This is a genomic window from Halorussus ruber (assembly GCF_004765785.1).
GTDB classification, from domain to species: domain Archaea; phylum Halobacteriota; class Halobacteria; order Halobacteriales; family Haladaptataceae; genus Halorussus; species Halorussus ruber.
Window position 1 is genome coordinate 311,679 of the sequence record NZ_SBIT01000007.1, and the last position, 24,401, is coordinate 336,079.

23 protein-coding genes are annotated in these 24,401 nt (G+C 65.5%); 13 read left to right on the forward strand and 10 right to left on the reverse strand.

Annotated elements, in window-relative coordinates; translation table 11 throughout:
* Positions 1 to 21: 21 nt before the first annotated feature.
* The 3 genes from rad50 to EPL01_RS12850 all read right to left on the reverse strand — a co-directional run bounded on the left by rad50 (position 22) and on the right by EPL01_RS12850 (position 4,560).
* Positions 22 to 2,688 carry a DNA double-strand break repair ATPase Rad50 gene (rad50, locus tag EPL01_RS12840; protein ID WP_135825660.1) on the reverse strand — a complete coding sequence of 889 codons (2,667 nt, stop codon included), beginning with the start codon at positions 2,686 to 2,688 and terminating at the stop codon, positions 22 to 24.
* On the reverse strand, positions 2,685 to 4,091 hold the full coding sequence (gene mre11 / locus EPL01_RS12845) for a DNA double-strand break repair protein Mre11 (RefSeq protein WP_135825661.1): 1,407 nt from the start codon (positions 4,089 to 4,091) through the stop codon (positions 2,685 to 2,687). The genes rad50 and mre11 overlap by 4 nt, the downstream gene beginning before the upstream one ends.
* 193 nt (positions 4,092 to 4,284) lie before the next feature.
* Complete coding sequence (locus tag EPL01_RS12850) at positions 4,285 to 4,560, reverse strand: MarR family transcriptional regulator (protein ID WP_135825662.1); 276 nt, start codon at positions 4,558 to 4,560, stop codon at positions 4,285 to 4,287.
* A 163-nt stretch (positions 4,561 to 4,723) separates the two neighbouring features.
* On the opposite strand from EPL01_RS12850, the gene pan1 reads away from it, so the two are divergent.
* The 4 genes from pan1 to EPL01_RS12870 all read left to right on the forward strand — a co-directional run bounded on the left by pan1 (position 4,724) and on the right by EPL01_RS12870 (position 9,436).
* Positions 4,724 to 5,938, forward strand: a complete 1,215-nt coding sequence (pan1, locus tag EPL01_RS12855; RefSeq protein ID WP_135825663.1) for a proteasome-activating nucleotidase Pan1 — start codon at positions 4,724 to 4,726, stop codon at positions 5,936 to 5,938.
* A gap of 145 nt (positions 5,939 to 6,083) precedes the next feature.
* Positions 6,084 to 6,515 carry a universal stress protein gene (locus tag EPL01_RS12860; protein ID WP_135825664.1) on the forward strand — a complete coding sequence of 144 codons (432 nt, stop codon included), beginning with the start codon at positions 6,084 to 6,086 and terminating at the stop codon, positions 6,513 to 6,515.
* A complete protein-coding gene (locus tag EPL01_RS12865) occupies positions 6,512 to 8,773 on the forward strand; it encodes an amino acid permease (protein ID WP_135825665.1) in 2,262 nt (753 codons plus the stop codon). The genes EPL01_RS12860 and EPL01_RS12865 overlap by 4 nt, the downstream gene beginning before the upstream one ends.
* Before the next feature lie 321 nt (positions 8,774 to 9,094).
* On the forward strand, positions 9,095 to 9,436 hold the full coding sequence (locus tag EPL01_RS12870; protein ID WP_246045693.1) for a DUF7344 domain-containing protein: 342 nt from the start codon (positions 9,095 to 9,097) through the stop codon (positions 9,434 to 9,436).
* A 90-nt stretch (positions 9,437 to 9,526) separates the two neighbouring features.
* On the opposite strand, the gene EPL01_RS12875 is transcribed toward EPL01_RS12870, so the two are convergent.
* From EPL01_RS12875 to EPL01_RS12880, 3 genes are all read right to left on the reverse strand, one after another.
* Positions 9,527 to 10,384, reverse strand: coding sequence for a lamin tail domain-containing protein (locus tag EPL01_RS12875; RefSeq protein ID WP_135825666.1), 858 nt, complete (start codon positions 10,382 to 10,384; stop codon positions 9,527 to 9,529).
* Between the two features lie 144 nt (positions 10,385 to 10,528).
* Positions 10,529 to 10,666: a hypothetical protein gene (locus tag EPL01_RS21705; protein WP_168215907.1), complete on the reverse strand. Its 138-nt coding sequence runs from the start codon at positions 10,664 to 10,666 to the stop codon at positions 10,529 to 10,531.
* Positions 10,667 to 10,720: 54 nt separating this feature from the next.
* The gene (locus EPL01_RS12880; RefSeq protein ID WP_135825667.1) at positions 10,721 to 10,918 is read right to left on the reverse strand and encodes a DUF5800 family protein; all 198 of its coding nucleotides are present in this window, start codon (positions 10,916 to 10,918) and stop codon (positions 10,721 to 10,723) included.
* Between the two features lie 114 nt (positions 10,919 to 11,032).
* On the opposite strand from EPL01_RS12880, the gene EPL01_RS12885 reads away from it, so the two are divergent.
* The 6 genes from EPL01_RS12885 (at position 11,033) to EPL01_RS12910 (ending at position 18,034) form a co-directional block, all read left to right on the forward strand.
* The gene (locus EPL01_RS12885) at positions 11,033 to 12,070 is read left to right on the forward strand and encodes a polymer-forming cytoskeletal protein (protein WP_135825668.1); all 1,038 of its coding nucleotides are present in this window, start codon (positions 11,033 to 11,035) and stop codon (positions 12,068 to 12,070) included.
* Between the two features lie 209 nt (positions 12,071 to 12,279).
* A complete protein-coding gene (locus EPL01_RS12890) occupies positions 12,280 to 13,146 on the forward strand; it encodes an electron transfer flavoprotein subunit beta/FixA family protein (RefSeq protein WP_135825669.1) in 867 nt (288 codons plus the stop codon).
* Positions 13,147 to 13,148: 2 nt separating this feature from the next.
* A complete protein-coding gene (locus tag EPL01_RS12895; RefSeq protein ID WP_135825670.1) occupies positions 13,149 to 14,729 on the forward strand; it encodes an electron transfer flavoprotein subunit alpha/FixB family protein in 1,581 nt (526 codons plus the stop codon).
* A 48-nt stretch (positions 14,730 to 14,777) separates the two neighbouring features.
* A complete protein-coding gene (locus EPL01_RS12900; RefSeq protein ID WP_135825671.1) occupies positions 14,778 to 16,445 on the forward strand; it encodes an FAD-dependent monooxygenase in 1,668 nt (555 codons plus the stop codon).
* A gap of 27 nt (positions 16,446 to 16,472) precedes the next feature.
* Complete coding sequence (locus tag EPL01_RS12905) at positions 16,473 to 16,883, forward strand: DUF8055 family protein (protein ID WP_135825672.1); 411 nt, start codon at positions 16,473 to 16,475, stop codon at positions 16,881 to 16,883.
* A gap of 419 nt (positions 16,884 to 17,302) precedes the next feature.
* Positions 17,303 to 18,034, forward strand: a complete 732-nt coding sequence (locus EPL01_RS12910) for a bifunctional helix-turn-helix transcriptional regulator/GNAT family N-acetyltransferase (protein WP_135825673.1) — start codon at positions 17,303 to 17,305, stop codon at positions 18,032 to 18,034.
* Positions 18,035 to 18,093: 59 nt separating this feature from the next.
* On the opposite strand, the gene EPL01_RS12915 is transcribed toward EPL01_RS12910, so the two are convergent.
* Positions 18,094 to 18,309, reverse strand: coding sequence for a dodecin family protein (locus tag EPL01_RS12915; RefSeq protein WP_135825674.1), 216 nt, complete (start codon positions 18,307 to 18,309; stop codon positions 18,094 to 18,096).
* A 157-nt stretch (positions 18,310 to 18,466) separates the two neighbouring features.
* Between EPL01_RS12915 and EPL01_RS12920 the strand changes: the two genes are divergently transcribed.
* The 3 genes from EPL01_RS12920 (at position 18,467) to EPL01_RS12930 (ending at position 21,279) form a co-directional block, all read left to right on the forward strand.
* Positions 18,467 to 19,648, forward strand: coding sequence for a redox-regulated ATPase YchF (locus EPL01_RS12920; protein ID WP_135825675.1), 1,182 nt, complete (start codon positions 18,467 to 18,469; stop codon positions 19,646 to 19,648).
* Positions 19,649 to 19,721: 73 nt separating this feature from the next.
* Entirely contained in the window at positions 19,722 to 20,648 is a 927-nt protein-coding gene (locus EPL01_RS12925) for a M48 family metallopeptidase (RefSeq protein ID WP_135825676.1), read from the forward strand.
* A gap of 85 nt (positions 20,649 to 20,733) precedes the next feature.
* Complete coding sequence (locus EPL01_RS12930) at positions 20,734 to 21,279, forward strand: hypothetical protein (RefSeq protein ID WP_135825677.1); 546 nt, start codon at positions 20,734 to 20,736, stop codon at positions 21,277 to 21,279.
* Between the two features lie 69 nt (positions 21,280 to 21,348).
* On the opposite strand, the gene EPL01_RS12935 is transcribed toward EPL01_RS12930, so the two are convergent.
* The 3 genes from EPL01_RS12935 to EPL01_RS12945 all read right to left on the reverse strand — a co-directional run bounded on the left by EPL01_RS12935 (position 21,349) and on the right by EPL01_RS12945 (position 24,078).
* Positions 21,349 to 22,245 carry an alpha/beta fold hydrolase gene (locus tag EPL01_RS12935; protein ID WP_135825678.1) on the reverse strand — a complete coding sequence of 299 codons (897 nt, stop codon included), beginning with the start codon at positions 22,243 to 22,245 and terminating at the stop codon, positions 21,349 to 21,351.
* Between the two features lie 76 nt (positions 22,246 to 22,321).
* Positions 22,322 to 23,029, reverse strand: coding sequence for a DUF7282 domain-containing protein (locus tag EPL01_RS12940; protein ID WP_135825679.1), 708 nt, complete (start codon positions 23,027 to 23,029; stop codon positions 22,322 to 22,324).
* Between the two features lie 197 nt (positions 23,030 to 23,226).
* Entirely contained in the window at positions 23,227 to 24,078 is an 852-nt protein-coding gene (locus EPL01_RS12945; RefSeq protein WP_135825680.1) for a UbiA family prenyltransferase, read from the reverse strand.
* Positions 24,079 to 24,401 lie beyond the last annotated feature (323 nt).

Sequence of the window (24,401 nt, forward strand, 5' to 3'; positions counted from 1 at the left end):
AAACAATTTTCTTTCTTTGCCTCAGTCAGCCGCTTCCAGCAGGCTCTCCCGGCGCTCGACCGTCGAGCGGTTCGACACCGAGTCCTTCTCGACGTACACCACGTCGTCCGCGGCGGCGACGAGTTCGTCGTCGTGGCTCACGACCACGATTTGCTCGACGCCCAACTCCCGCATCGATTCGATGAGTTCCGCGAGTTGCGAGACGTGGCCCGAGTCGAGGAAGACGGTCGGTTCGTCCAGAATCAGCGGCGGCATCGGCGCGGTCCCCTCGATGCCCTCCGAGAGGAGCCGGTAGATTGCACAGCGCAGGCTCAGGTTGAACAGCGCGCGCTCGCCGCCGGACAGTTGCTCGGGGTCGAGCGGTTCGCCGTCCTTCTGGTAGACGGTCAACTCGTACTCGCCGTCGAGTTCGATGCGGGCGTACGAGTCGTTCTGGTAGACCAACTCGAAGACCTCGTTGAGCATCTGCTCCAACTGCTCGACGTTGCGCTGGCGGAGTTCCGCCCGGAGGTTGCCGTACATCTCCTGTAGCTCGGCGGCCTCGTCGCGGAGCGATTCGAGCGATTCGACCCGCTCCAGCAGGTCCTCGCGCCGACTCCGGAGGTTCTCCAACTCCTCGATTTCGTTCTCGACGCCGCCGATGGCGCTCTGGAGGTTGTCGCGCCGCTCTCGAAGCTCGTCCAGTTTCACCTCGACGTCCTTCAGATACTCCTCGGCCTCTTTTCTGTCCTCGCGTGCCGACTGCACCTTCTGCTCGTCGTAGCTCTCGCGCAGGTCGCGGCGTCGCTCGCGCTTGTCTTCGAGTCGGTCCCGGCGCAGGTCGTTCTGGTCGTCGAGGCTGGCGCGCTTCTCGCGGTGGCGCTCGATGTCGGCCTCGGCGTCGGACCGGTCGCTCCGGAGCGACCGAATCCGGTCGAGTCGGTCCTGCTTGGCCGCAATCGCCTCGCGCTCGGCTTCGAGTTCCTCGACCGTCTCGCGCCGGTCGTCGGCCTTCTCGCGCAGATTCTGGGCGTCCTCGCGGCGCTCCTCGGCCTGCGATTCGAGTTCGTCGGCCTCCTCGCGCAGGTCTCGGGCCTCTTCGCGCTTCGCTTCGACCGTCTCCTCGCGGTCGGCGACCGACTCTTTCGCCAGCTTCCGGTTCTCGCGCAGGCTCTGGACCTCGCGCTCGGCCTCGACGAGGGCTTGGGCGCGTTCGACTTCCTCGCCGACCTCCTCGCGCCGGTCGCGCAGGTCGGATAGTTCGGTCTCCAACTCGGCCACGCGCTCGCGGTCCTCCTCTATCGTATCGACGTGGGGCGAGTCCTCGACCGGTTGCCCGCACTCGGGGCACTTGCCTTCCGCCAGCAGTTCCTCGGCCTCGGCCACGCTGTCGCGGGCGCTCTGGAGGTCGGCCTTCGCGTCCTCGATTCGGCTCTGGATGTCGGATTTGGCCTCGCGGCGGTCGCCGAGGTGCGACTCGGCCTCGCCGAACTCGACGGGCGCGTCCTCGAACTTCGCGCGCTCGGCCTCGATTTGGTCGTCCAACTCAGCCACGCGTTCGCGGCGCGCTTCGAGGTCGGCCTCGGCCTCGTCGGCCTCGGCCTCGCGCTCGTCGGCCTCGGCGCGCTTGTTCGCCGCGCGCTGTTCGGTCTCGTCGGCCTTCTGAGCGAGGTTGTCGGCCTGATTGCCGAACATCTGTGCCTGCGTCTTCGCGTCGTTGAGTTCGTCGGCCACGGCCTCGTCCTCGGCGTCGAGTTCGTCCAGTCGCTCCTCGATGGCGTCCTCGTCGGCCGAATCCAGTTCGGTCTCGGCCAGCAGGTCCGAAATCTCGTCGTCCAACTCCTCGACGCGCTCGCGGAGTTCCCGAACCCGCTCGCCGTGTTCGGACCGCTGCTGCTCGGTCTGGCTGATTTCGGACTCCAACTCCTCGATGTCGTCCGAAAGGGTCTCCAACTCCTCGCGCTTCTCCTCGTAAGTCTCCAGTACCTCGACGGCCTGCTCGCGGGTTTGCCGAGCAGTCTCTTGATTCTCCTCGAATCGCTCGATTTCGCCCTCGGTCTCCTTGAGCTTCGACTTGAGGTTGTTCAGGCGCTCGTGGAGGTTCTTCTCCTCTTTCTGCTCGATTTGGGCGTCCAACTCCGAGAGGCTCCCGCGCTTGTCGTCCAGCACGGACTTGACCCCGAGGCGTGCGTCGCTGGCGCGTTCACGGTACTCCTCCAGTTTCCCGAGCTGGAGGAGGTCGTCTATCATGTCTTGGCGCTGGGTCGGCGAGGCGTTGATGAGCTTGTTGACCTCGCCCTGCCGGACGTACGCGCAGTTGACGAACGCCTCCGAGTCCATCCGGAACAGTTTGGTGACCTCTGCGCGAACGTCTCTGGCACCCTCGACCGTATCCTCGGGCGTCTCCAGCACGCACTCGGCGGTCGTGGCGCGCTCGCCGGTCGCCCGAATCCGCCGCCGGACGTGGTAGTCGCCGCCCTCGTGGGTGAACCAGAGTTCGATGATGGCCTCCTCCTCGCCGATGGTGACGACGTCCTCCAGCGTCCGGTCGAGCGCCTTCGCGCCGTAGAGCGCGAAGAAGCAGGCTTCCAGCAGCGAGGACTTCCCGCTCCCGTTCAACCCGTGGATGACGGTCACGCCCCGGTCGAGGCGCAGGTCGGCGTCGGCGTAGCACTTGAAGTTCCGCAGGCGAACTCGGTCGAATTTCATAGGTACTCCTCCAGCGTTCCGTCGTCAGCGTCGGTGTCCGTCCCACCGGAATCGGCCGCGGCCGATTCCCGCTCGGTGGCCGAATTGGTTTCCGTCCCCGCCTCGGTGGCCGAGTCGGCCTCCGCCGCGTCTCCCGTCTCGGCCTCTGCCGCGTCACCCGTCTCGGCTTCCGCCGCGGCCTCCGCGACTGCTTCCACGGCCTCGGCGTCGTCGGGGTCGGGCGCTTTCTCCTCGCGCTCGTCGGTGTCCGGTGGGTCGTCGCCCGCCTCGCTTGCCTCGTCGGGCGCGGCCTCGAACGCCGAGAGGTCACCCTCCTCGACCAGTTCGCTCACCCGGTTCTCGACCGACTCGCGGACGTTCGAGTCGGCGACTTTGCTCGCCCGGACCGTCTCGTCGAGGCCGCGGGCGGCCTCGCTCAGGCCGAGGTCGCGGACGCGCTCTCGCACCGCGTCGTCGGGGTCGGCGAACGAGACTTCGACCTCGCCGTCGTCCTCGTCTATCTCCCGACGGTCCTTGACGCGGGCCACGAGTGCGCCCTCTTCGAGCGCGAACTCCTCGACGGTGGCGGGCGGAATCTGCTCGCCTTCGCCGTCGATTTCCACGACCACGACGGCCTCCTCGACGTCTCGCTCGCGGATTTTCTCGCGGACTCGCTCGATGCCCTCGCCCTCCGCGAGGTCCGCGGGGACGTACTCGAAGTCCCGCGTCGCGTCGATTCCCCGGCGGGTGATGGTGGTCTCGCCGTCGAACTCCACGATGTTGTAGCCCCGGTCCTCGCGCTCGTCGGTGCTACACCGCTCGGTCGAACCGCAGTAGGTGACCCACGTGTCCGCCACCTCCTTGGTGTCGGGCTTGTGGTTGTCGCCCAGAAGCATCGCGTCGAAGTCGAGGTTGGCCTCGGTCAGGACCTCCTCGGCGTCCCAGTCGCCGAGGTCGAACGGCTTGAACAGGCCGTGGCTCACCAGCGCAGCGTGGGGTCGGTCGTGGTCGGCGAACTGGTAGTCCAAGTCGTCGCGCTTGGACTTGGGCACGTGGTCGAGACCGTAGAAGGCCGTCTCGCCCACGACTTCGGGCGTGTCGTCCAGTCTCGTCGCCAACCCCAGCATCTCGAAGAGGTCGAGCCATTGGCGACCGCGAGTCCCCTCGTGGTTGCCGACGATGGCGAGAAACGGGATGTCGGCGTCCCGTAGTTTGCCCAGAATCGAGATGGTTCCGTGGAGGGCGTTCAGGTCGGGGCGGCGGTCGTGAAAGAGATCCCCGGCGTGGACGACGGCGTCCACGTCCTCGGCGATTGCGTCGTCGATTACCTGCTCGAAGGCCCGGAGGAAGTCCTCCCGTCGCTCGGGAGCGTGGTACTGCTGGTACCCGAGATGGGTGTCCCCCGTGTGTATCACCCGTGTCATTGATTCGTGGTTTGCATCCGGAACCTAAAGGCATTCCGCGACGCGGCGACTCGGCGGGAGTTGGAAACCAGGAGGCGTCTGTCGGGCATACCCCGGAGTCACGCGCGATAGTATATAAAATTAGACCCACCCGAGGTCCACCGTCCTCCCGTCGAACACCGTCCCCCTGTCGAACCGCGGTCCGAGGAGTCCTTCAGTCGAGGTCCAGCGAGTAGAGTCGCTTGCGAGCGTCCGAGAAGGAGAACCGCGAGTCCACGATGCCCTCCTCGTCCAGTCGGTTCAGCGCGTACCGAACCGTCCGGTCCGGGAGCAGGGACTCCTCGGCGATTTGGCTCTGGGTTAACGTGTCGTTATATTCGAGTACCTTGGCGACGAGTTTCGCGCTCGGCGGCAGTTCCCGTATCGCCTCCGACGCATTCTCCCCCGTGAGCCGACTCTTCTCCCGTTGAGCAGTTTCTGAGGCGCTCATCGTGTCCCGTACTTCTAGATACAGGCTAATAATATTTCCCTTTCTAAAATATAACCTGAAAGCATCAAGTCGCGTCCACGACCGGGCGAGAAACGTGCGATTGTCTGACACTCGTCACACCCCACCCGAAGCCTCTTATGAGGGTGGGACCTAGACCGTCGTGATGACCGATACTGTGGAAGACGTCGATCTCCCCTACGACGAGGAGAGCGCGTCCCAGCAGGACAAGATTGAGGCCCTGCAGGAGCGGTTGGAGGTTCTGGAGTCTCAGAACGAGGAGATGCGTGACAAGCTTCTGGATGCGAACGCCGAGAACAACAAGTACCAGCAGAAGCTCGAACGCCTGACCCACGAGAACAAGAAACTCAAGCAGTCGCCGCTGTTCGTCGCCACGGTCCAAGAGATCACCGACGACGGCGTGATTATCAAACAGCACGGCAACAACCAGGAGGCCGTCACCGAGGTCACCGACGAGATGCGCGAGGACCTCGAACCCGACGACCGGGTCGCCGTCAACAACTCCCTGTCCATCGTGAAGACGCTGGAGAGCGAGACCGACGTTCGCGCCCGCGTCATGCAGGTCGACGAGTCCCCGCAGGTGTCCTACGAGGACATCGGCGGTCTCGAAGACCAGATGCAGGAGGTCCGCGAGACGGTCGAGATGCCCCTCGAAAATCCCGACATGTTCGGCGAGGTCGGCATCGACCCGCCCAGCGGCGTCCTGCTCTACGGCCCGCCCGGCACCGGCAAGACGATGCTGGCGAAAGCCGTCGCCAACCAGACCGACGCCACCTTCATCAAGATGGCTGGCTCGGAACTGGTCCACAAGTTCATCGGCGAGGGCGCGAAGCTGGTTCGTGACCTCTTCGAGGTCGCCCGCCAGCACGAACCCGCCGTGCTGTTCATCGACGAAATCGACGCCATCGCGGCCAAGCGCACCGACTCGAAGACCTCGGGCGACGCCGAGGTCCAGCGCACGATGATGCAACTGCTCAGCGAGATGGACGGCTTCGAGGACCGCGGCGAGATTCGAATCATCGCGGCCACGAACCGCTTCGACATGCTCGACCGCGCCATCCTCCGGCCCGGCCGGTTCGACCGCCTCATCGAAGTGCCCAAGCCCGACCAGGAGGGCAAGGAGAAGATCTTCCGCATCCACACCCGCGACATGAACGTCAGCGAGGACCTCGACTACGCCAAACTGGCCGAGGACGTCGAGGACGCCTCCGGCGCGGACATCAAGGCCATCTGTACAGAGGCCGGGATGTTCGCCATCCGCGACGACCGGACCGAAATCACGATGCAGGACTTCGAGGACGCTAAGGCCAAAATCGAGGCCGAGGACGACGACGACGAAGTCTCGAAGACCTTCGCCTGACGGGCCTCGCCTGACTCCTCGTCACCGTTTTTCTTTCTCGCAGACGCGACCGATAGCCGTGCTACCGTGACAAACTGAGACATTCTCGCCCGCGGGGCGGTAGAAATGGGGAATCGTTTTAGCCTCCACGGCGGAATGGCCACCTATGACTCAATCGGAATCAGAGCGCCAGTTACTCTCCCACGTCCTCGTCCCCGTGGCAGACGAGGAGGACGCGCGGTTGTCGGCGCGCGAACTCGCACCGTACAGTCCCGAGCGAGTGACCGTCCTGCACGTGGTCGAGAAAGGCGAGGGCGTGCCGGACAAGACGCCCGTCGAGCAGTCCGAACAACTCGCCGCCGAGGCGTTCGAGGCGATTCGGGAGACCTTCCCCGACGCCGAGGACGAGACCGCCTACCGGCGGAAAGTCGTCGAGGCCATCCTCGACGTGGCCGACGAACTGGACGTGAGCGCCATCGCCTTCCGGCCGCGCCGGAGCGGGCGACTCACCCGACTCCTCACGGGCGACCGGACGACCAAGTTGGTGACGAAGGCCGACCGGCCGGTGGTCACACTACCACAAGGGGAGGACGGATGACATCGGGCGACGAAGAACTGGCCAAGGACCTCGGTCTCCTCGCCGCGCTGACCATCGGGGTCGGGACGATGATCGGCGCAGGGATTTTCGTGCTTCCGGGGCAGGCGGCCGCGGCCGCCGGACCCGCCGTGGCGCTGTCGTTCGTGGTCGGCGGCGTCATCTCGCTGTTCACCGCACTGTCGGCGTCTGAACTCGGCACCGCGATGCCGAAGGCTGGCGGTGGCTACTACTACATCAATCACGCGCTCGGTCCGCTGTTCGGGTCGGTCGCCGGATGGGGCAACTGGATGGGACTGGCGTTCGCCAGCGCGTTCTACACCCTCGGGTTCGGCGAGTACCTCGCCACCTTCCTCCCGATTCCGGCCGTCGGACTCGGCGTGATGACGCTCTCGTCCTTCCAAATCGGGGCGCTCCTCGCCGGGTCGGCGTTCATCGCGGTCAACTACGTCGGCGCGAAGGAGACGGGTCGCCTGCAGGTGTTCATCGTCGTCACGCTCGTGGGCATCCTCACGCTGTTCTCCGCGCTGGGATTCCTGCAAGCGGACCTCTCGACGCTCCGGCCGTTCTTCCCGGCCGAGACCGGCGGTGCGACCGCGATTCTCCCCGCGACCGGACTCGTCTTCGTCTCCTTCCTCGGGTTCGCCAAGATTACCACGGTCGCCGAGGAGCTGAAGAATCCGGGACGGAACCTGCCGCTGGCGGTCGTCGGAAGCGTCCTCATCGTGACGGTGATGTACGCCGTCATCATGGTCGTCCTGATGGGCGTCATCAACTGGCGACAGCTGAGTCCCGAGTTTACCAAGACGCCCGTCCTCGACGTGGCCGAAATCTCGTTCGGCGCGTTCGGTCTCGGCGCGATTGGGGTCGGACTGCTGACGTTCGCCGGTCTGCTGGCGACCGCCTCGAGCGCGAACGCCTCGATTCTGGCCTCCTCGCGCATCAACTTCGCTATGGGTCGAGACAAGCTCATCAGCGCGAAGCTCAACGACATTCACCCCAAGTTCGCCACGCCCTACCGGAGCATCGCGGTCACGGGCGGTCTCATCCTGCTGTTCATCGTCGTCGGCGACGTGAAGACGCTCGCCAAGGCCGGAAGCGTCCTGCACCTCATCGTCTACGGACTGCTGAACGTCGCGCTCATCGTGATGCGCGAGTCCGACGACCCCGAGTATCAACCCGACTTCGAGGTGCCGCTCTACCCGGTCGTGCCGATACTCGGCGCGCTGACCTCCTTCGGCCTCATCGCGTTCATGAAGCCGATCGAAATCGGGCTGTCGCTGGTGTTCGTCGGGGGCGGCATCGTCTGGTACTTCGCCTACGGCAAGTCCCGGACCGACAAGCAGGGCCGCCTCTCGAATCTGGTCCTCTCGCGGAGCGACGAGATGCCCGACCCGGCGGTGTCGGCCGCGACGTCCATCAAACCCGACGGCGGCGAGTACCGGGTGATGGTGCCGCTGGCGAATCCGGAACACGAGAAGGACCTCATCACGCTGGCCAGCGCCGTGGCGAAACAGCACGACGGAGTGCTGGACGCGGTCCACGTCATCACGGTGCCCGACCAGACGCCGCTGGCCCACGCCGCAGACCACCTCGACGAACACGAGGAGAACTACCACGAGATTCTCGACGAGGCCCAGCGGGACGCCGAGACGTTCGGCGTGGACGTCGAGACCCACTCCATCGTCTCCCACCGGTCGTTCGAGGAGATTTTCTCGGCGGCAAAGACCCACGACGCCGACCTCGTGGTGATGGGGTGGGGCGAGGACGCTCACGGGTCGCCCGGTCGGGTCGAGAGCGCGGTGGACGACCTCGGGATGGACATGCCCTGTGACTTCCTCGTGCTGAAAGACCGCGGATTCGACCCCGAGAAGGTGCTGGTGCCGACCGCGGGCGGCCCCGACTCGGACCTGAGCGCCGAAATCGCCAAACTGCTCAGAGACGCCTACGACTCGGAGGTCACGCTCCTGCACGTCGCCGACGACGCCGCGGAGGGCGAGACCTTCCTCGAAGAGTGGGCCGAGAAACACGACCTCGGGGACGCCCAGCGCCGGGTCGAAACCGGCGACGTGGAGTCGGCCATCGAGCGCGCCGCCGCCGACTGTTCGATGGTCATCATCGGCGCGACCGAGCGCGGTCTCCTCTCGCGGCTCGTCAGCGGGTCGCTGGTCCTCGACGTGGTCGAGGACGTGAACTGCTCGGTCCTGCTGGCCGAGCGCGCTCGCAACCGGGGCATCCTCGAACGCCTGTTCGGGCAGTAGCGTCCGGAAAATTGGCCCCGTTGAAGTGTTCTTCCGTCGAGAAGATTGCTCCGGCGATGCGGAATGTAGAGCGTGGGTGTTCGTTTAGGCTTCGCACGCCAGTATCGTTTATTGTTTACTATCAATAACCACCTTTATCCTCTTGGGAGCCTTCTAGTAAAGCACGGAATCACAGGCTGTGCGTTTGTCCCCACCGATGAAGGGGCCGCTTGAACCGGGTCTACCGGACGTGCAGGGGAATACCCCCTCGTTCTCTTCGCGTGGTCGTCACGCGGAACGCAACACCGACGCTGAGCGTTCCGCATCACGAGACACCAAACAATGTCACAGACCACCGATTCGGCGTCGCTCGACGCCATGCTCGATATGCTGAGTAACACCCATCGCCGCCGTATCCTGCTGGCGGTCGCAGACCACAACCCCCGCGACGAAGACGAACTCACGCAGGGCGGGGTTGCGCCGAACAACACGGACGACGGGCGACTCGAACAACTGAAGATAGCACTCCAGCACACTCATCTTCCAAAACTGGCCGAGCGAGGCTACATCAACTGGGGCCCCGACACGCGGACGATTCGGCGGGGGCCAAACTTCGACGACATCGCACCGCTCCTCGAACTCGTGGACAACCACGCCGACGAGTTGCCGGACGACTGGCCGTAGCGAAGACGTAGCGAGAGATTCGCATCACAAATTGCGTACCGATACAAGTAAAAACTACACATCTCAACGGGGAAGATCTCCTTCTCGTTCTCAGTACGACTCCCGAATCACGCGCCTCTCTTCGTCGTCGCGCACGGTCACCACGTCGCCCGTGTTCTTCCAAATCGCGCGCTCTGCGCCCCAGTAGAGGTGGAACTCGGTGTCCTCGCCCGACCCGGAGTGGAGCGTCACCGGCTTTCGCGGGTCGAGGAGGAACTCGTCGGGGAACTCGTAGGTCGTCCCGTCGCTGTTCTCGACGGTCCACCCCGTCAGGTCCAGCGGTTCGTCGCCCTCGTTGCGGAACACCAGATACTCGTCGTTCTTGTTCCAGTGGTCGTAGCCCAGCGCGTCCTCGTGGATTTCGTCCACGGCGAGGCCGACGGCGAGTCGCGCCGCGGCCCGGCGGCGTCGGTTGTCCAGCACCTCGTCGGGGACGCCCTCGGCGGTCGAACCGCGCGCCGGGTCGGTGTCGGGACTCGATTTCTCCTCGGCGTCGATTTCTCTTTCCTCCCCTCCTCTGTCACCCGCTTCGGATGCTTCGTCCGCGCCGGGCACCGGCGCGGACCCCACCGCGACGACCGACACGTCGGCCTCGGGCGCGTCGGCCACGCCGGTCTCGGCCCGGCGGACGAACCGGTTGAAGTAGCTCTGCTCGCCGTTTTTCTTCTCGCGCTGGTAGCGGAGCGCGAGGTTCGCCGACTCGAACTTCTCGAAGAAGGCGTCCCACGCGACCGTTTCGAGGTTCTTGTCCGGTTCCTCCTCCGGAAAGTCGAACCGGAGGACGCCCAAGTCCTCGCCCTCGCCGGTTCCGACGACGCGTGCGGGTTCGCCGTCGCGCTCCTCGGCCCACTCGCGGATTTCGTCGTAATCTGTCGTGGTTCTGGTCGCCCACGGTTTCGTTTCGCTCATTCCCATTCCCCCGCAGAGAGGGCGACGGCGAACCGCTTATGTATTCGGCTTCGGACACTATCATCTGTCTCTAAGCAACCAAAACAATTACTTTAGAAATATTTTGGGTCAGAAAAGAAAGCAGAACATTTCTCTGCCGATGCGTCAGCCGAGCGCGACGAACACCGCGTAGGGGACGACGAAGAGGGCGAAGAACATCGCCAGCAGAATGACGCCGTAACCGGCGAGCGTTCCGAACGCGGTCAGCCACGAGGGGTGGTCGAAGTCGGCGGGCAGGTTCATACTCGATACGTTCGGCCAGCGGGCCTTAATCCTACCTGAACGCGACGAACCGTCCTACCGGATGATGTCGCCGATACGCCGGGCCTCGCCCGTGATTTCGGGGTCCTCCTCGACGATGCGAAGCACCTCGTGGTCGGTCACGTCGAAGTAGTTCTTCCCGGTCGCTCCCTCGATGAGGTCCTTCGAGAGTCGGAACTCGGTCCCCTCGTACACCACGTCCACGCCGTCTTCTTCGAAGGCGAGCGTCGTCATACCCCGCCGTTTGGCCGCGCCATTTAAAAACCCATCCGAACGAACACGACGAATGTTCGATTTCTGGAGATTGTCTGACGGAAGTTTATTAGGCGTGAAACGAAAGTTACCGGTGTGCCACTCGGCTCGGACCCCCTAGACGAACTCTCGATTCCCGACGGGACGACCGTCGAGGAGCACGATTTGGTGACCGACGGTGACATCATCGTCGGCGGACAGAGTACCGTCGAGTTCGGGGTCCGGGGCCACAACGTCATCGCTGGCGAGCGCGTCCAGTTCGGCGGCCACATCGAGGCCGAGGCCGACTGCCGCCTCGACATGTGGTCGGACGTGCAGGACAACGTGCTGGTCGGCCGGGACGCCTACCTCGGCGAGCGCGTCCACGTCGGCGGTCGCCTGATGGTCAGCGGCGACTTGGACATCGGCGACGACGTGGACATCGAACGGGGCTTCGAGGCCAACGGCTGGATCGTCATCCGGAACCCGATGCCGACCATCGTCTTCCTCTTCGTCTACCTCCAGCAACTCCTGCGCATCGGCGAGGAGGAGGCCGCCGAGGAGGTCGTCTCGGACCTGCTCGACAGCGAGGAAATCGACGCCGAACCCGTCGTCATCCCGCGGAACGGCCACGTCTCGGACGACTCGTGGCGGGTCTCGACGCCCGCGACCATCGGCGACGACTGCCGACTCCACGGCAACATCCGCGCCGAGTCCATCGACGTCGGCCAGCGAAACGACGTGTTCGGCAGTCTCCGCGCCCGCGGCGACATCTCGGTCGGCGAACACACCGTCATCCACGGCGACGTGACCACCCGCAACGGGACGGTCGAACTCGCCGACGACGTGGAGGTCAGGGGCGACGTCTCCTGCGAGGACCTCCACTTCCACGAGGGGGCGCTCGTCGACGGGACGATGCGCGCCAGCGGCGAGATGTCGATGGTCAAGGCCGGGACCCACGAACACATCGCGGCCGACGGCGACGGCGGCCGCAAGCGATTCCACGGCGACTCGGACGAGGAGGTCGGTGCGACCGACGAAAGCGAGACGGTGGATGCAGACGAGACGACCGGACGGTCCAGCGAGTCCCTCTCCGACGAGGACATCCCCGACGTGACTATCGCCGACTCCGACACCGCCGAAACCCCGGAGTAACTCGACTCCTCCCGAAGTACAGCCACCTGTCATTTCCGGCGTTTTTTTCAGAATCAGTACCCCACTCTCGACGGATTCGCTAGTCGCTCGCCGGGTTCGGCGAGACGACGACAACCCGAAATAACCGTTTCGGGGTTAATGTAATAAACATTGACGGTGATATACTGACGACGTATGGGAGAGAGACTCACTCTTGGACGGTGGTGTCGATGCACTCGGTAGTGCTGACGAAGGGCGTGCCCGACTTCAGGGAGGGGCAGGTGTCGTTCGACGAGGACGGCCACCTCGAACGCGGTGCGACCCCCACGGTCATGAACCCCAACGACGAGTACGCCTTGCAGGCCGCGCTCCAGACCAAGGTCAAGCAGGGCGGGACCGTCAGCGTGATGAGCATGGGGCCGCCGGGCTACGAGAGCGTGCTGGAGGAGGCGATGAGCGTCTACGCCGACGACCTCTATCTCCTGTCGGACCGCGAGATGGCGGCGGCGGACACGTGGTCTACCTCCATCACGCTCTCGGCCGGTATCGAGCAAATCGCCGAGGCCGACCAGTCGGGCGAACCAGACCTGATATTCGCGGGATTCAAGACCGCAGACGGCGAGACCGGCCAGACCGGACCTCAGACCTGCTGGTGTCTCGACCGGCCCATCGTGACCCACGTCATCGCGCTCGACGTGGACGAGGACGAGGAGAAAATCCGAGCCAAGCGCCTCGTCGAGGGCGACGTGGACGAAATCGAGACCGTCGAGGCCCCCTTGCCCGCGTTCGTCGTCACCGACCCCGAGTTCGACCCGTCGTATCGGCGGGCCGAACACCGACTCAGACACAAGCAACTCAAGGCCGAGACCGAAGAGCGCGTCGAGGAGTACGAGGACCACCTCACCTCGTGGAGCGCCGAGGAACTCGATTTGGACCCCGACTTCATCGGTCTCGACGGCTCGCCGACAATCGTCTCGGGCGTGGACCCGATTCCGAAGGCTCCCTCCGAGCGCGAGGCGACGATGGTGACCCCCGGCGACGAGGATGGCATGGAACAGGTTTTAGACGAGATGCGACCCCTCGCGGGAGGTGACTGACCGTGGCCGACGAATCCCCCGAGAACCCGGACCTCGACCCGAGCGAACACACCGTGAGCGAACTGGAGGAGAAGCTCGCGGGACTGGACGACTCCTCGGAACTCGACGCGGTGCTGGCCGCCGAGCAGGAGGGCAAAGACCGCAAGACCGCGACCGAGGCCATCCGGAGCCGAATCGAGGAGTTGGAGGACGAGACCGAAACGGAACCGGCCGACGCCGACCACGAGGAGGAGTACGCCGACGAGGGAGGTACTGACGCCCCCGAGGAAGCCGGGGAAGCCGACGAGGGCGAGGCCGCGCCGGACGAACAGGTCAGCTACGAGGCCGAGAACCAGACCCGAGACAAGAAGCACGTCCGGGCGCTGAAGGGCGGCGAGTACGGCGACATGTGGGTCTACTGCGAGACGCAAGCCGGGGAACTGCTGGACGTGTCCAAGGAGATGCTCGGCAAGGCCCGCGAACTGATGGACGACTACAACGACGAGTACGCCACCGACGAGCGCGTCGTCGGCGTCCTCGTCGGCGACGAGTCCATCGGCGACCTCACGGACGACGTAATCGCCTACGGCGCGGACGTGGCGATTTACCACGAGGACCCGAGGTTGGAACGCTTCCGCCACAAGCCCTACACCGAAATCGTCTCGGACATGGCCCGCGGCGGCGCAGAACCGCCGAACTGGGCGACCGGCGAGACGGGCACCGAACCCACCGCCGAGTGGCGCGACTACGACAAGCCCCGGTACTTCCTCTTCCCGGCGACCAACAACGGCCGGGACCTCTCGGCGCAGGTGCAGGCCGAACTCGACTCCGGATTGGCCTCGGACTGTTCCGGGCTGTCCATCCAAGAGGAACTCATCAGCAACCCCGTCAAGACCGGCGAACCCGGCGAGAAGGTCGAGTTCGACCGCGTGCTCCACATGAAGCGCCCGGACTTCTCGGGATTCGAGTACTCGACCATCCTCTGTCTCGACAACCCCGGCCGAGAGTTCCACCCGCAGGGGTGTTCGGTGATTCCGGGCAGTTTCGAACCCATCGACCCCGACTACGAGAAGGAGGGCGAGGTAGTCGAACACGACCTGTCGCTCCGAGACGACTGGTTCCGCGTGGACGTGACCGACTTCGACAGACTGGACGAGGGCGTCGATTTGACGGGCCACGAAGTCGTCGTGGCGCTCGGTCGCGGCATCGGCGACGACCCGACCGAGGGCATCGAGTTGGGTCTCGATTTGGTAGACGCCTTCGAGGACGCCGCGCTCGGCCTCTCGCGGGGCGTCGTGACGGCGTCCTACGATATGGACGGCCACGTCGCCGACTACGTGTCCGAGGAGCGCCAAATCGGCGAGACCGGGCAAATCGTGCAACCGACCCTCTACATCGCGGCCGGAATCTCGGGCGCGGTCCAGCACAAGGTCGGGATGGACGAATCTGACACTATCGTCGCAATCAACACCGACACGGACGCCCGGATTCGGGACTTCAGCGACTACTTCATCGAGGGCGACCTGTTCGAGGTGCTTCCCCGCCTCGTCGAGTCCATCGAGGCGGGCGAACTGAAACTGCGAGCGGAGGCGAGCGATGACTGACCGCGGACGGAAGCGAGCGATGACGGACCAGCACAACGGAGGCAAGCGATGACTGACGAGTACGAACACTACGAGGCGGTCGTGGTCGGGGCGGGACCCGGCGGGGCCGCCGCCGCGGCGGTACTGGCGCGAAACGACGTGGAGACCCTCGTCCTCGAACGCGGGGTCGAAGCCGGGTCGAAGAACGTGACGGGCGGCCTCATCTACGCCGAGGAGTCCGCGCCATACACCGTGGACGGCCTCTTCCCGGAGTTCCGGAGCGAGGCCACCGAGCGCCCCGTCACCGACTACTACCTGCACAACGTGGCGGGCGAGAAGGTCAAGACCTTCGACATCACCGACCTCCACGAACACGACACCGAGTGGTCCGACGCGGTCCTGCGCCGGAAGATGGACTCGTGGATGGCCGACCGGGTTCACGAGATGGCAAACGAGACCGGCGGCGGCCTCCTGACCGACGTGCGAGTGAACGGCCTGCTCCGCGAGGGCGGCGAAATCGCGGGCGTCACCTGCGACGAACTCGACCCCATCCGGGCCGACCTCGTGATTGCGGCAGACGGCGTGAACTCGGAGCTGGCCCGCGACGCCGGACTGATGGACTGGGAGGACCCCGAGGAGTGGTTCCAAGGCGTGAAAGCGGTCGTGGACGTGCCCCCTGAGGTCATCGACGAGCGGTTCGGCGTCGGCGACGAGGAGGGCGAGGCACACCTGTTCTCTGGCGACCTGTTCGAGGACGTTCGGGGCGGCGGGTTCGTCTACACCAACGAGGACAGCCTCTCCATCGGGTCTGTCTTCCACCTCGACAGCATCGTCGAGCAGGAGGCCGAACCCCACCAGCTGCTGGACAACCTGCTCACCCATCCCCTCATGGCCGACTGGCTGGAGGGCCACTACGACGAAGTGGAGTACAGCGCGAAACTGGTGCCCGACTCGAAGAAGGCCGCCCATCCCGCGCCCCATCAGGGTCGCCTGCTGGTGGTCGGCGACGCGGCAGGCCAGATGCAGGCCCAAGGCCCCATCATCAAGGGGATGAACCACGCCGTGAGCGCCGGGGCGCTGGCTGGCGAGGCCTTCGCCGAGGCCAAACTCCGCGGCGACCCGGACAAGGCTGGCGAACTCTACGAGCAGAAGCTCCGCAACGAGGGCATCATGGGCAAGCTCAGGCCGAAGGGGTATCAGGTCGCTCGCGCCCTCGGCGAACACGACGCCGTGACCGAGATGGCCGACTCCCTGCTGACCTCCTCGGTCGGCCGCCTCGGGGTCAAGGTGGCGGGCGGCCTGCTCGAAGACCTCTACTCGTCGCCCCATCTCTCCCAAATCGTGCCCGACACCCAGACGCCCTACGTCACTCTGCCGACCGTCATCGCCGAGGAGTTGGGCGACCGGGTCACGGGCGAGGCCGACTACGAACCCAAGGACCTCGTCACGCGCATCGGCGACCTGACCTACGATACCGACGTTGGCAACCCCCACATCGAACTGCGGGACAACTCGGTGGAGGCCAGCGGCGCGGCGGTCTACGCCTGCCCGGTCAGCGCCGAGGGCTTCGGCGGCGGGTGCTACCGCGAGGAGACCGTCAAGACCAACGGGAGCGAGGAGAAGCGCATCAGCCTCGACACCCAGCCCTGCGTCGAGTGCGGCACCTGCGCCGTCGTGGCGGACACCGACTGGGAACACCCCCGCGGCGGCAAGGGCGTCGAGTACAAGGAGGGGTGAAACGCACGTGACAGACTCCGAACCGCGATGAGCGACTACCGCGACCGAATCGAAGTCCTCGCCGAGCGCGCCCGAGCCGACCGCCGGGGCTTCGACCCGCCCGAGGACCCGCCGGACGAGGAGCGCGCCGTCGAGTTCGCCCGGGACGGCGTCGGCGAGGTCGTCGCGGTCTACGTCGAGGCTCGGACCGGCGAGTTCGCGCCGCTCGACCGCCCCGAGATGTCGGGCATGGAGCGCGCGCTCAACGACTGGCTGGCGCTCTACGCCCGGTGTCACGGCCGCGAGGTGGACCTCGACTGCACCGTCCGAGAAGCCGCCGAGGCGGTCATCGAGACCCGCGACGTGGTCGAGAGCGCCCGCCTCCTGACCGGAGTTCCGGACAGAGATGCGGACCGCGACTCCGGCGTCGCGTGGCGGTCACAGGGTCGAGTTCGGTAGGCGGGCGCTCGGCCGACCAACTGCCGCGATTACGCCTTGCCGACTAGCCGCCGAGAGTGCGCTCGGCGAACCGTCTCACGGGGTGGGATGAAGGGGCCGGTCGCTCGCGTTCATTGTAGTCGTCTGGCCGATCCCTATCTGCGACGGGTTGTGCGGAGAGGAGCAGATATGTCGGCCAGCGACCGCGAGCGACCGGGGGCTTCCAAAGCCATCGCGGTTTCGACGCTGCTTTTGGTACTCGAACCGTCGAAGCGACCCACCTCGACGCACCTTCTACTAGACATATAATTACATTAGGTAGAAGAATATAGATATTGTTTAAGAAATTGTATAGTTAGTTAGCAGACTGCACTACTCTTAACATCAACTCCCGAACGCGAGAAAGGACTAAGTAGCCGCGGAGTGTGTTATCATTGACCATGAAGTTCTCCGAAACGCTGGAGTTCGGCCACGAGGACCGCAAGCGAATCTACGAGTACGTCGAGAGCCACGGCGAAGTGGACCTCGAAGAGGCCCGCGACGTGCTTCACGTCGACCCCGGCGGGTTCCGCCACCACCTCGCCATCCTCAAACGCGACGGCTATCTGGAGGAACACGACGGGATGCTCCGGGCGTCGTTCGAGGAGGGCGCGGCCGAGGAGTACGAAGTCGACGGCGTGGAGTTCACCGTCCGGCCCGCGCGACAGGAGGACCTCGCGGGCATCGTCGGCGCGATTCGGCGCGTCGCCGAGCAGGGAAGCTACATCGTCGCCGAGAGCGTGGCCGACGAAATCGACCACGACGAGGCGCTGCTGCGGCACAACGAAATCGAGTCGCGGATGTTCTTCGTCGCCACCGTGGGCGACGATGTGGTGGGATGGGTCCACCTCTACGCGCCGGAACTCGACAAACTGGCCCACACCGCGGAACTCACCGTGGGCGTGCTGGACGACTATCAGGGCCACAGCATCGGGAGCCACCTGCTGGAGCGCGGGCTGGAGTGGGCCGCCTCGAACGACTACGAGAAGGTCTACCAGAGCGCGCCCTCGACCAACGAGTACGCCATCGAGTTCCTGAAAGACCACGGCTGGGAGACCGAGGCGGTGCGCGAGGACCACTACAAGATAGACGACGAGTACGTGGACGAAGTGATGATGGCGGTCGAACTGTAGTCGCACTTCCGCTGTTTCCTCGCCGGAAAATAGCGCGAGCGTGGGTCGCTCGACGCCGGTCACTCGCTCTGCTGTTCGTGAACCGGGAAGGCGACCTCGACGGTCGTCTTGTAGTTCTGTATCTCGCCGTTCTCCACGTCGGCGGTCCAGTCCTCGACCTCGACGCCGTGGATGTCGTCGATGGTGTGGCTCGCCTGTTCGACCGCTTCGTGGGCGGCTTGCTCCCAACTCTCCTCGGACGTGCCGAGGACTTTGATGATTTTTACTGCCGTCATGGCCAACGGCGATACGACGGGATTCGTGTAGCGTCTTGTGGCCGCGTTGAACTGACGGTGAGCGCCGGGCAGAACCGGAGCGGACCGAACGTTTGCGTCCGAACTTCGGACTCGCGGAACCGAAAGGGGCTTTTCTTCGACGCCGGTAGCCCCTAGCATGATTTCCATCGCGCTGGCGGGCAAGCCCAACGCGGGCAAGTCCACCTTCTACAAGGCCGCCACGATGGCCGACGTGGACGTGGCCAACTACCCGTTCACGACCATCGACGCAAACCGCGGGGTCAGCCACGTCCGGACCGACTGCCCCTGTCTCGAACGCGACCAGCGTTGCGGCGACGAGAACTGCCACGACGGGAAGCGATACGTCCCCATCGAGTTGCTCGACGTGGCCGGACTCGTCCCCGGTGCCCACGAGGGCCGCGGGTTGGGCAACCAGTTCTTGGACGAGTTGACCAACGCCGACGCAATCGTCAACGTCGTGGACGCCTCCGGCGGGACCAACGAGGAGGGCGAACCGGTCGAGGTCGGCACCTACGACCCCGTCGAGGAGGTCGATTTCATCGAGGAGCAACTCGACCAGTGGCTGGCAAGCATCATCGACCGCAACTGGGAGTCAGTCGAGCGCAAGTCCCGCTCGCCGGACTTCGACATCGACGACGCGCTGGCCGACATGCTGACCGGGTTCGGCGCGACCGAGGCCGACGTGGCCGCCAGCCTGCGGGAGATAGAGTACCCCGAGGACCCGATTCAGTGGACCGACGACCACCGCGAAGCCCTCGCCAGAGACGTTCGCGCCCGGACCAAGCCCATCGTCCTCGTGGCGAACAAGGCCGACATCGCGCCCCCGGAGAACATCGAGCGCCTGCGAGAAACCGGCAAGCCCGTCATCGCGGCCACCGCCGAGGGCGAGTTGGCCCTGCGACAGGCCGAACAGGCCGGAGCCATCGACTACGACCCCGGGGACGAGGACTTCGAGGTGCTGGGCGACCTCTCGGACGAACAGGCCGCCGGTCTCGACCAGATTCGAGAGGTCATGCAGGAAGGGGGCGGCACGGGCGTCCAAGCGGCCCTCAACACCGCGGTCTACGACCTGCTGGACCAGATTACGGCCTACCCGGTCCAGAACGAGACCAAGTGGACCGACGCGAAGGGCAACGTCCTGCCCGACGCCTTCTTGCTGCGGCGCGGTTCGACGCCGAGGGACTTGGCCTACGCAGTTCACAGCGACATCGGCGACGGCTACCTCCACGCGGTGAACGCCAAGACGAAGCGCGAGATAAGCGACGACTACGAACTGGAAGAGGGCGACGTGGTGAAAATCGTGAGTACGGCGACGTAGAGTCAATCCGGAACCGCCCGCTTCGACTGCCCGACAACAATCCTTTTGCCCGCCGCGTCCGCGCCGATACAGCATGGCATCGCTGGCCGCCCGCATCTGGACCGTCACCCTCGCGCTCCTCGCGGTGGCCGTGGCCTGCCTCCCGCTTCTCGTCCGAACCGGCGCACCCCCCATCTACGTCGCGTTCGGCGCGCTCGCCATCGGCTACGTCTCGGTTCAGGCGTGGCGCTCCGGCGGTCGGTTCGAGTTCGAGTCTGCGATTCGGAACCCGGAGGCCCGAACCACGTCGCGCGCCCCCGAAATCCAGACCGCGCTGTTCGAGGTCTGCGAGCGGGCGGAGCGGCCGGTCCCCGAGACCGTCTTGGTCGAGATGGACGTACCGGGGGCCGAAATCGGCTACGACGACGGGACTCCGCTGCTCGCGGTGGACCCCCGACTGCCGATCGTCGTCGGGCCGGTCGGCCTCCGGGCTATCTTCGCCCACGAACTCGGCCACCTCGGGCACGACATCCACACCGACGCGGTTCGGCTCTACCTCCCGCAAGTCGTCGGCTTCACCGCGTTCTGGGCGGCCGTCCTCGCCGGGCGCGGCCCGACCGCCGCCACCCTCGGGAGCGCGGCGTACCTCGGTCTGGCGTACTCCTCGGACCGCCGCGCCGCGATTGGGAGGGCCGTGCTGAGTCTCGGCGCGGAACCGCTGGCGCTGGCCGCGAGTCGGTACGCCAACCGCCTCGAGGAGTACCGGGCCGACGCCTACGCCGCGCGAATCGTCTCGCCAGCGGAACTGACCGAGGCCCTCTATCGAATCGCGGCCATCGCAACCGGGGACAACGACGAGGACGTGACCGGGCCGACGCCGTGGGAGGCCGACCGGTCGCTGGTCTCCTCGGTGTTTGGGACCCACCCTTCCATCGAGCGCCGCGCCGAGGCGCTGGACTGCGAACTTCCGGCGTGGGTTCGACCGTATCGCCCGCATCACGCTGGTAGCGGCGAGGAGTAGCTCCGACGCTTCGGTCTTCTTTAGCACTTCAAATAATTCCGAAAGTTTACGTGGCGTTTTTCTCCTTCGCTGTCTCATAGCGTCTATGGCATCCGTCGATTCGGACCTCGTCAACCAGTTGGCTCGCCACGACGAGTACTTCACCGCCCGCGAACTCGTCCGGTTCCTCGAACGTCACCACCCCGTCGAGGGGCCGGGCATCCCCGGCGACCTGCTGGAAGCCTACGCCGACGAGTTGGACTACGACCGCGACCGGTTCGACACCTCGCTTCAGGACCGACTCACCGACGCCCGGTCGTGGCGACCCGGCGACCGCCTCTACCGAATCGGCGACAACGTCAGCATCTACCCCGAGTCGTGGCACGAGCGGCTCGCCGACACGACCGATCTCTCGGAGTACGTCGAGGTGATGCTGGAGAGCGTGCAGGCCCCCGAAGGAATCGAAATCGACCGAGACGACCTCGGAGTCACCCAAGAGGATCTGCTGACCGCGGTCGAAATCATCGGCGAGATTGACCACGGCGAGGCCCGGAGCATCCTGAAGCGCCAGCGCCTCGACGGGGACCTCGTCCTCTACGCCTTCCAGAACCCCGAAGAACTCGTGCGACTGCCCAGAGAAGATAGCGAGTGAGGAGTACGCCTGAGCCGTGAGTCGCACACTTGCGCTCCACAGGTGAGTGAGTCGCTCGTGCCGAGCGACTCATTCCGCGAAGAACTCGACCAGCGACTCGGCCACTTCCTCGGGCCTGTCGTGCTGGACCCAGTGGGTCGCCTCCGGAAATCGCTCGATTCGGAGGTCCGACACCCAGCGGTCGAGACCCTCGGTCAGTTCCACGCCGAGCGCGTCGTCCTGTTCGCCCCACAGGAGTAGGGTCGGCACGTCCACGTCGAGGTTTCGGCTCCCGCGACCGACCAGTCGCTTGACCTCCCGGCCCAGAATCTCGCGGAACAGCGCCCGGTAGTAGTGTATCGCCGAGGAGAGCGCGCCCGGTCGGGCCGCGGCCTCCCGATACCGCCGGAGGTCCTCGTCTCCGAAGGTGTCGGCGCGGGCGGTCTCGCACAACAGCGTCTCGACTCTGGCGGCGTCCCGCGCGCCGAGCCACGCCTCGGGAAGCCACGGCAGTTGGAAGGCCATCGCGTACCACGACCGCTTCCACTGCTCGGGATTTCGGCCGAGTTCCCGGCGGTAGGCCCCCGGATGGGGCGCGTTCAGGACCGCCAACTGCTCGACCAGCTCGGGGCGGCGAATCGCTACCTCCCACGCCACCACGCCGCCCCAGTCGTGGCCGACGACGCGGGCCGACTTCCGGCCGAGGAGTTCGACGAGGCCCGCCACGTCGCCGACTAACTCCTCTGTCCGGTAGCTTTCGATTCCGTGAGGCTTCTCCGACAGGTTGTACCCTCGCATGTCCGGCGCGACGACTCGGTACCCCGCCTCGGCCAGCGCCGGAATCTGGTCGCGCCACGAGTACCAGAACTCGGGGAACCCGTGGAGCAGGACCACGAGGGGGTCCTCCTCGTTTCCGGCCGCGACGTAGTGGAGTCGCACGTCGTTGACGATAGCCTGCTCGTGGGTCCACGGACCGTCGATGTCCATACACAACGTGACGGAGACGAGGAAGTAAGCCTTGAGGCACCCAGTCGAAAAAAGCGGGTCGATGTCGGTCCGCGGACTACATCTCGGTCGTGGTCTCGTTCGCCATCTCGCCCGCGGTCGTGGTCTCGTTCGTGGCGTCGTCACCGAGCGTCGCGTCGATGACGTCGTAGTCCACGATGATGTAGGCGGTCTCGACGACCGGTGCGCCGTCCATCGTGTAGGGGTCGTCGGCCTCGGGGAACTCGTACTGCTGGTTGTCGTTGGTGTCGCGGTGGGGCATGGCGACCAGCGTCTGGCTCTCGCTAATCGTCTCGTTCAACTCGACGACCACGTTGCTGTGTTCGCCGGGTTCGAGGTACGTCGAGTTGCCGACCACCGGACCGACCGAGACGTTCTCCGCGGAGGCGTAGTCGCCCGAGACGTTCCGGGCCTCGTGGACGACGAGGAATCCGCCTTCGGGGACGACGACGCGTTCGAGGACGACGGTCGTCGTGTTCGGCTCACCGTCGGTGAAGGTGAAGCCCGCGCTCTGGTTGAGGAAGATGACGCTCGCGGTCGCGTTCTCGGCCTCCTCGGCCATCGTCGTCTCACCCGCCATCGTGGTCGTCTCCTCAGCCATCGTCGTCTCCTCGGTCGTGGTCTCGTTGCCATCCATCGCAGTCGTGGTGTCCTGTGCCATCGGCGCGTCGTCGGTCGCCGTCGGCCCGACGCTCCCCGCCAGCGCCGCGCCGGTTCCGACGACCATCAGTGCGACGACTGCCAGTACTGCTGTTTTTCGTGTCATCGTGTCTCCGGACGAACCGACGCCGGTCTCGGGGAAGAACGTGTCAATCGTTTATCTGACGAACGGGAGCATACCACTCGCCAAGTCCGGACTGAACTTCCGTAATCGGTCGATTGCGTCGAGGACGGTGGAGGTGGTCCGACAAGTTGCGCTCGAAATCGAAGTTACGACGTGGAACGCTCGACGCAAAATCGAAATTACGCGAGCGGCCGGAACCACACGGCCACGAGGAGAAGCGCCAGAAAGAGGTACGACCCCCGGACCAGCAGCATCGTCGCCAGTTCGGCGTCGGCCCGTCGCGCGACGCCTGCCACGGCACCGAACCCGGCGACGGCGGCCACGCTACTCGGCGGGAAGACCGCCAGCGCGGCGAACGCGACCACGAGGAGCAGGGCAGTCGCCATCAGCGCGTAGGCCGCGGTCCGGGCGCGGCGCGGGCCGACCGTCACCGCGACGGTGCGTTTCTGGATGGACTTGTCGTACTCGAAGTCTTGGGCGTCGTCGATGACCTTCACGCCCGAGAGCAGGACGAGGAAGACCGCGGCGAACGCGACCGCGATGGGTGCGAGCGCCCCGGCCTGAGCGTGGAACCCGCCGACGAGCGCCAGCGCGATGCCGAGGGGGTAGCCCGTCGTCGCGGTCACCGGGTTGGTGTCCAGTTGGGGCGCGTGGTGGTACGCGATGAGCCACGTCGGCAGGGTCAGCAGGGCGGTCCCGACTCCGGCGACGACCCAGAGCGCCAGTAGGCAGGTCAAAAAGAGCGCGGTCGAACCTGCGAGCGCGGTCTTGCACCCCCGTTCGGAGAGGGGATGGTCGTCGTCCTCGTCGCGGACGTAGAAGTCGACGTAGCCGTCCTTGACGTGGGCGGTGTAGACCGCCGCGAAGATGGCCGTCGCGTGGAGGAGTCCGACCGCTGGCGCGAACCGCCCGGCCAGCACGCCGCCGAACAGCGAGCAGGCGACCGGCGGGAGCATGAACACGGGGTGGACCTGCGAAGCTAGTGCGCGGGCCGCGGGGACGACGCCGGACTCCCGGCGCGAGATGGGCATGGTCCACCTAGACGGGAGCGAGACGCATAAAATCTCAGGGCGGCTAGGGGAGCAAGCGAGAACTGGGTACCTGAAAACAGACGGGCCGGAGCAACGATGAAATCCTATCAGGAAGCTAACTTCAGGCTTGAGCCTAGGGGTCACCGCAACCGTACAGCACCGCTACCGCGGGCCACACCCTCCCCAACCGATTGCGCTTCTCGCTTCGCTGCGATGCTCATCCCTCGCGCGGGAATGGCGCGGCGACAAGACGCCGCGCCAGCGCGCGCCGAACCGGTGGTTCAGACGGAGCGAGTTCTAAGCAATAATTATAGTTATTAAGA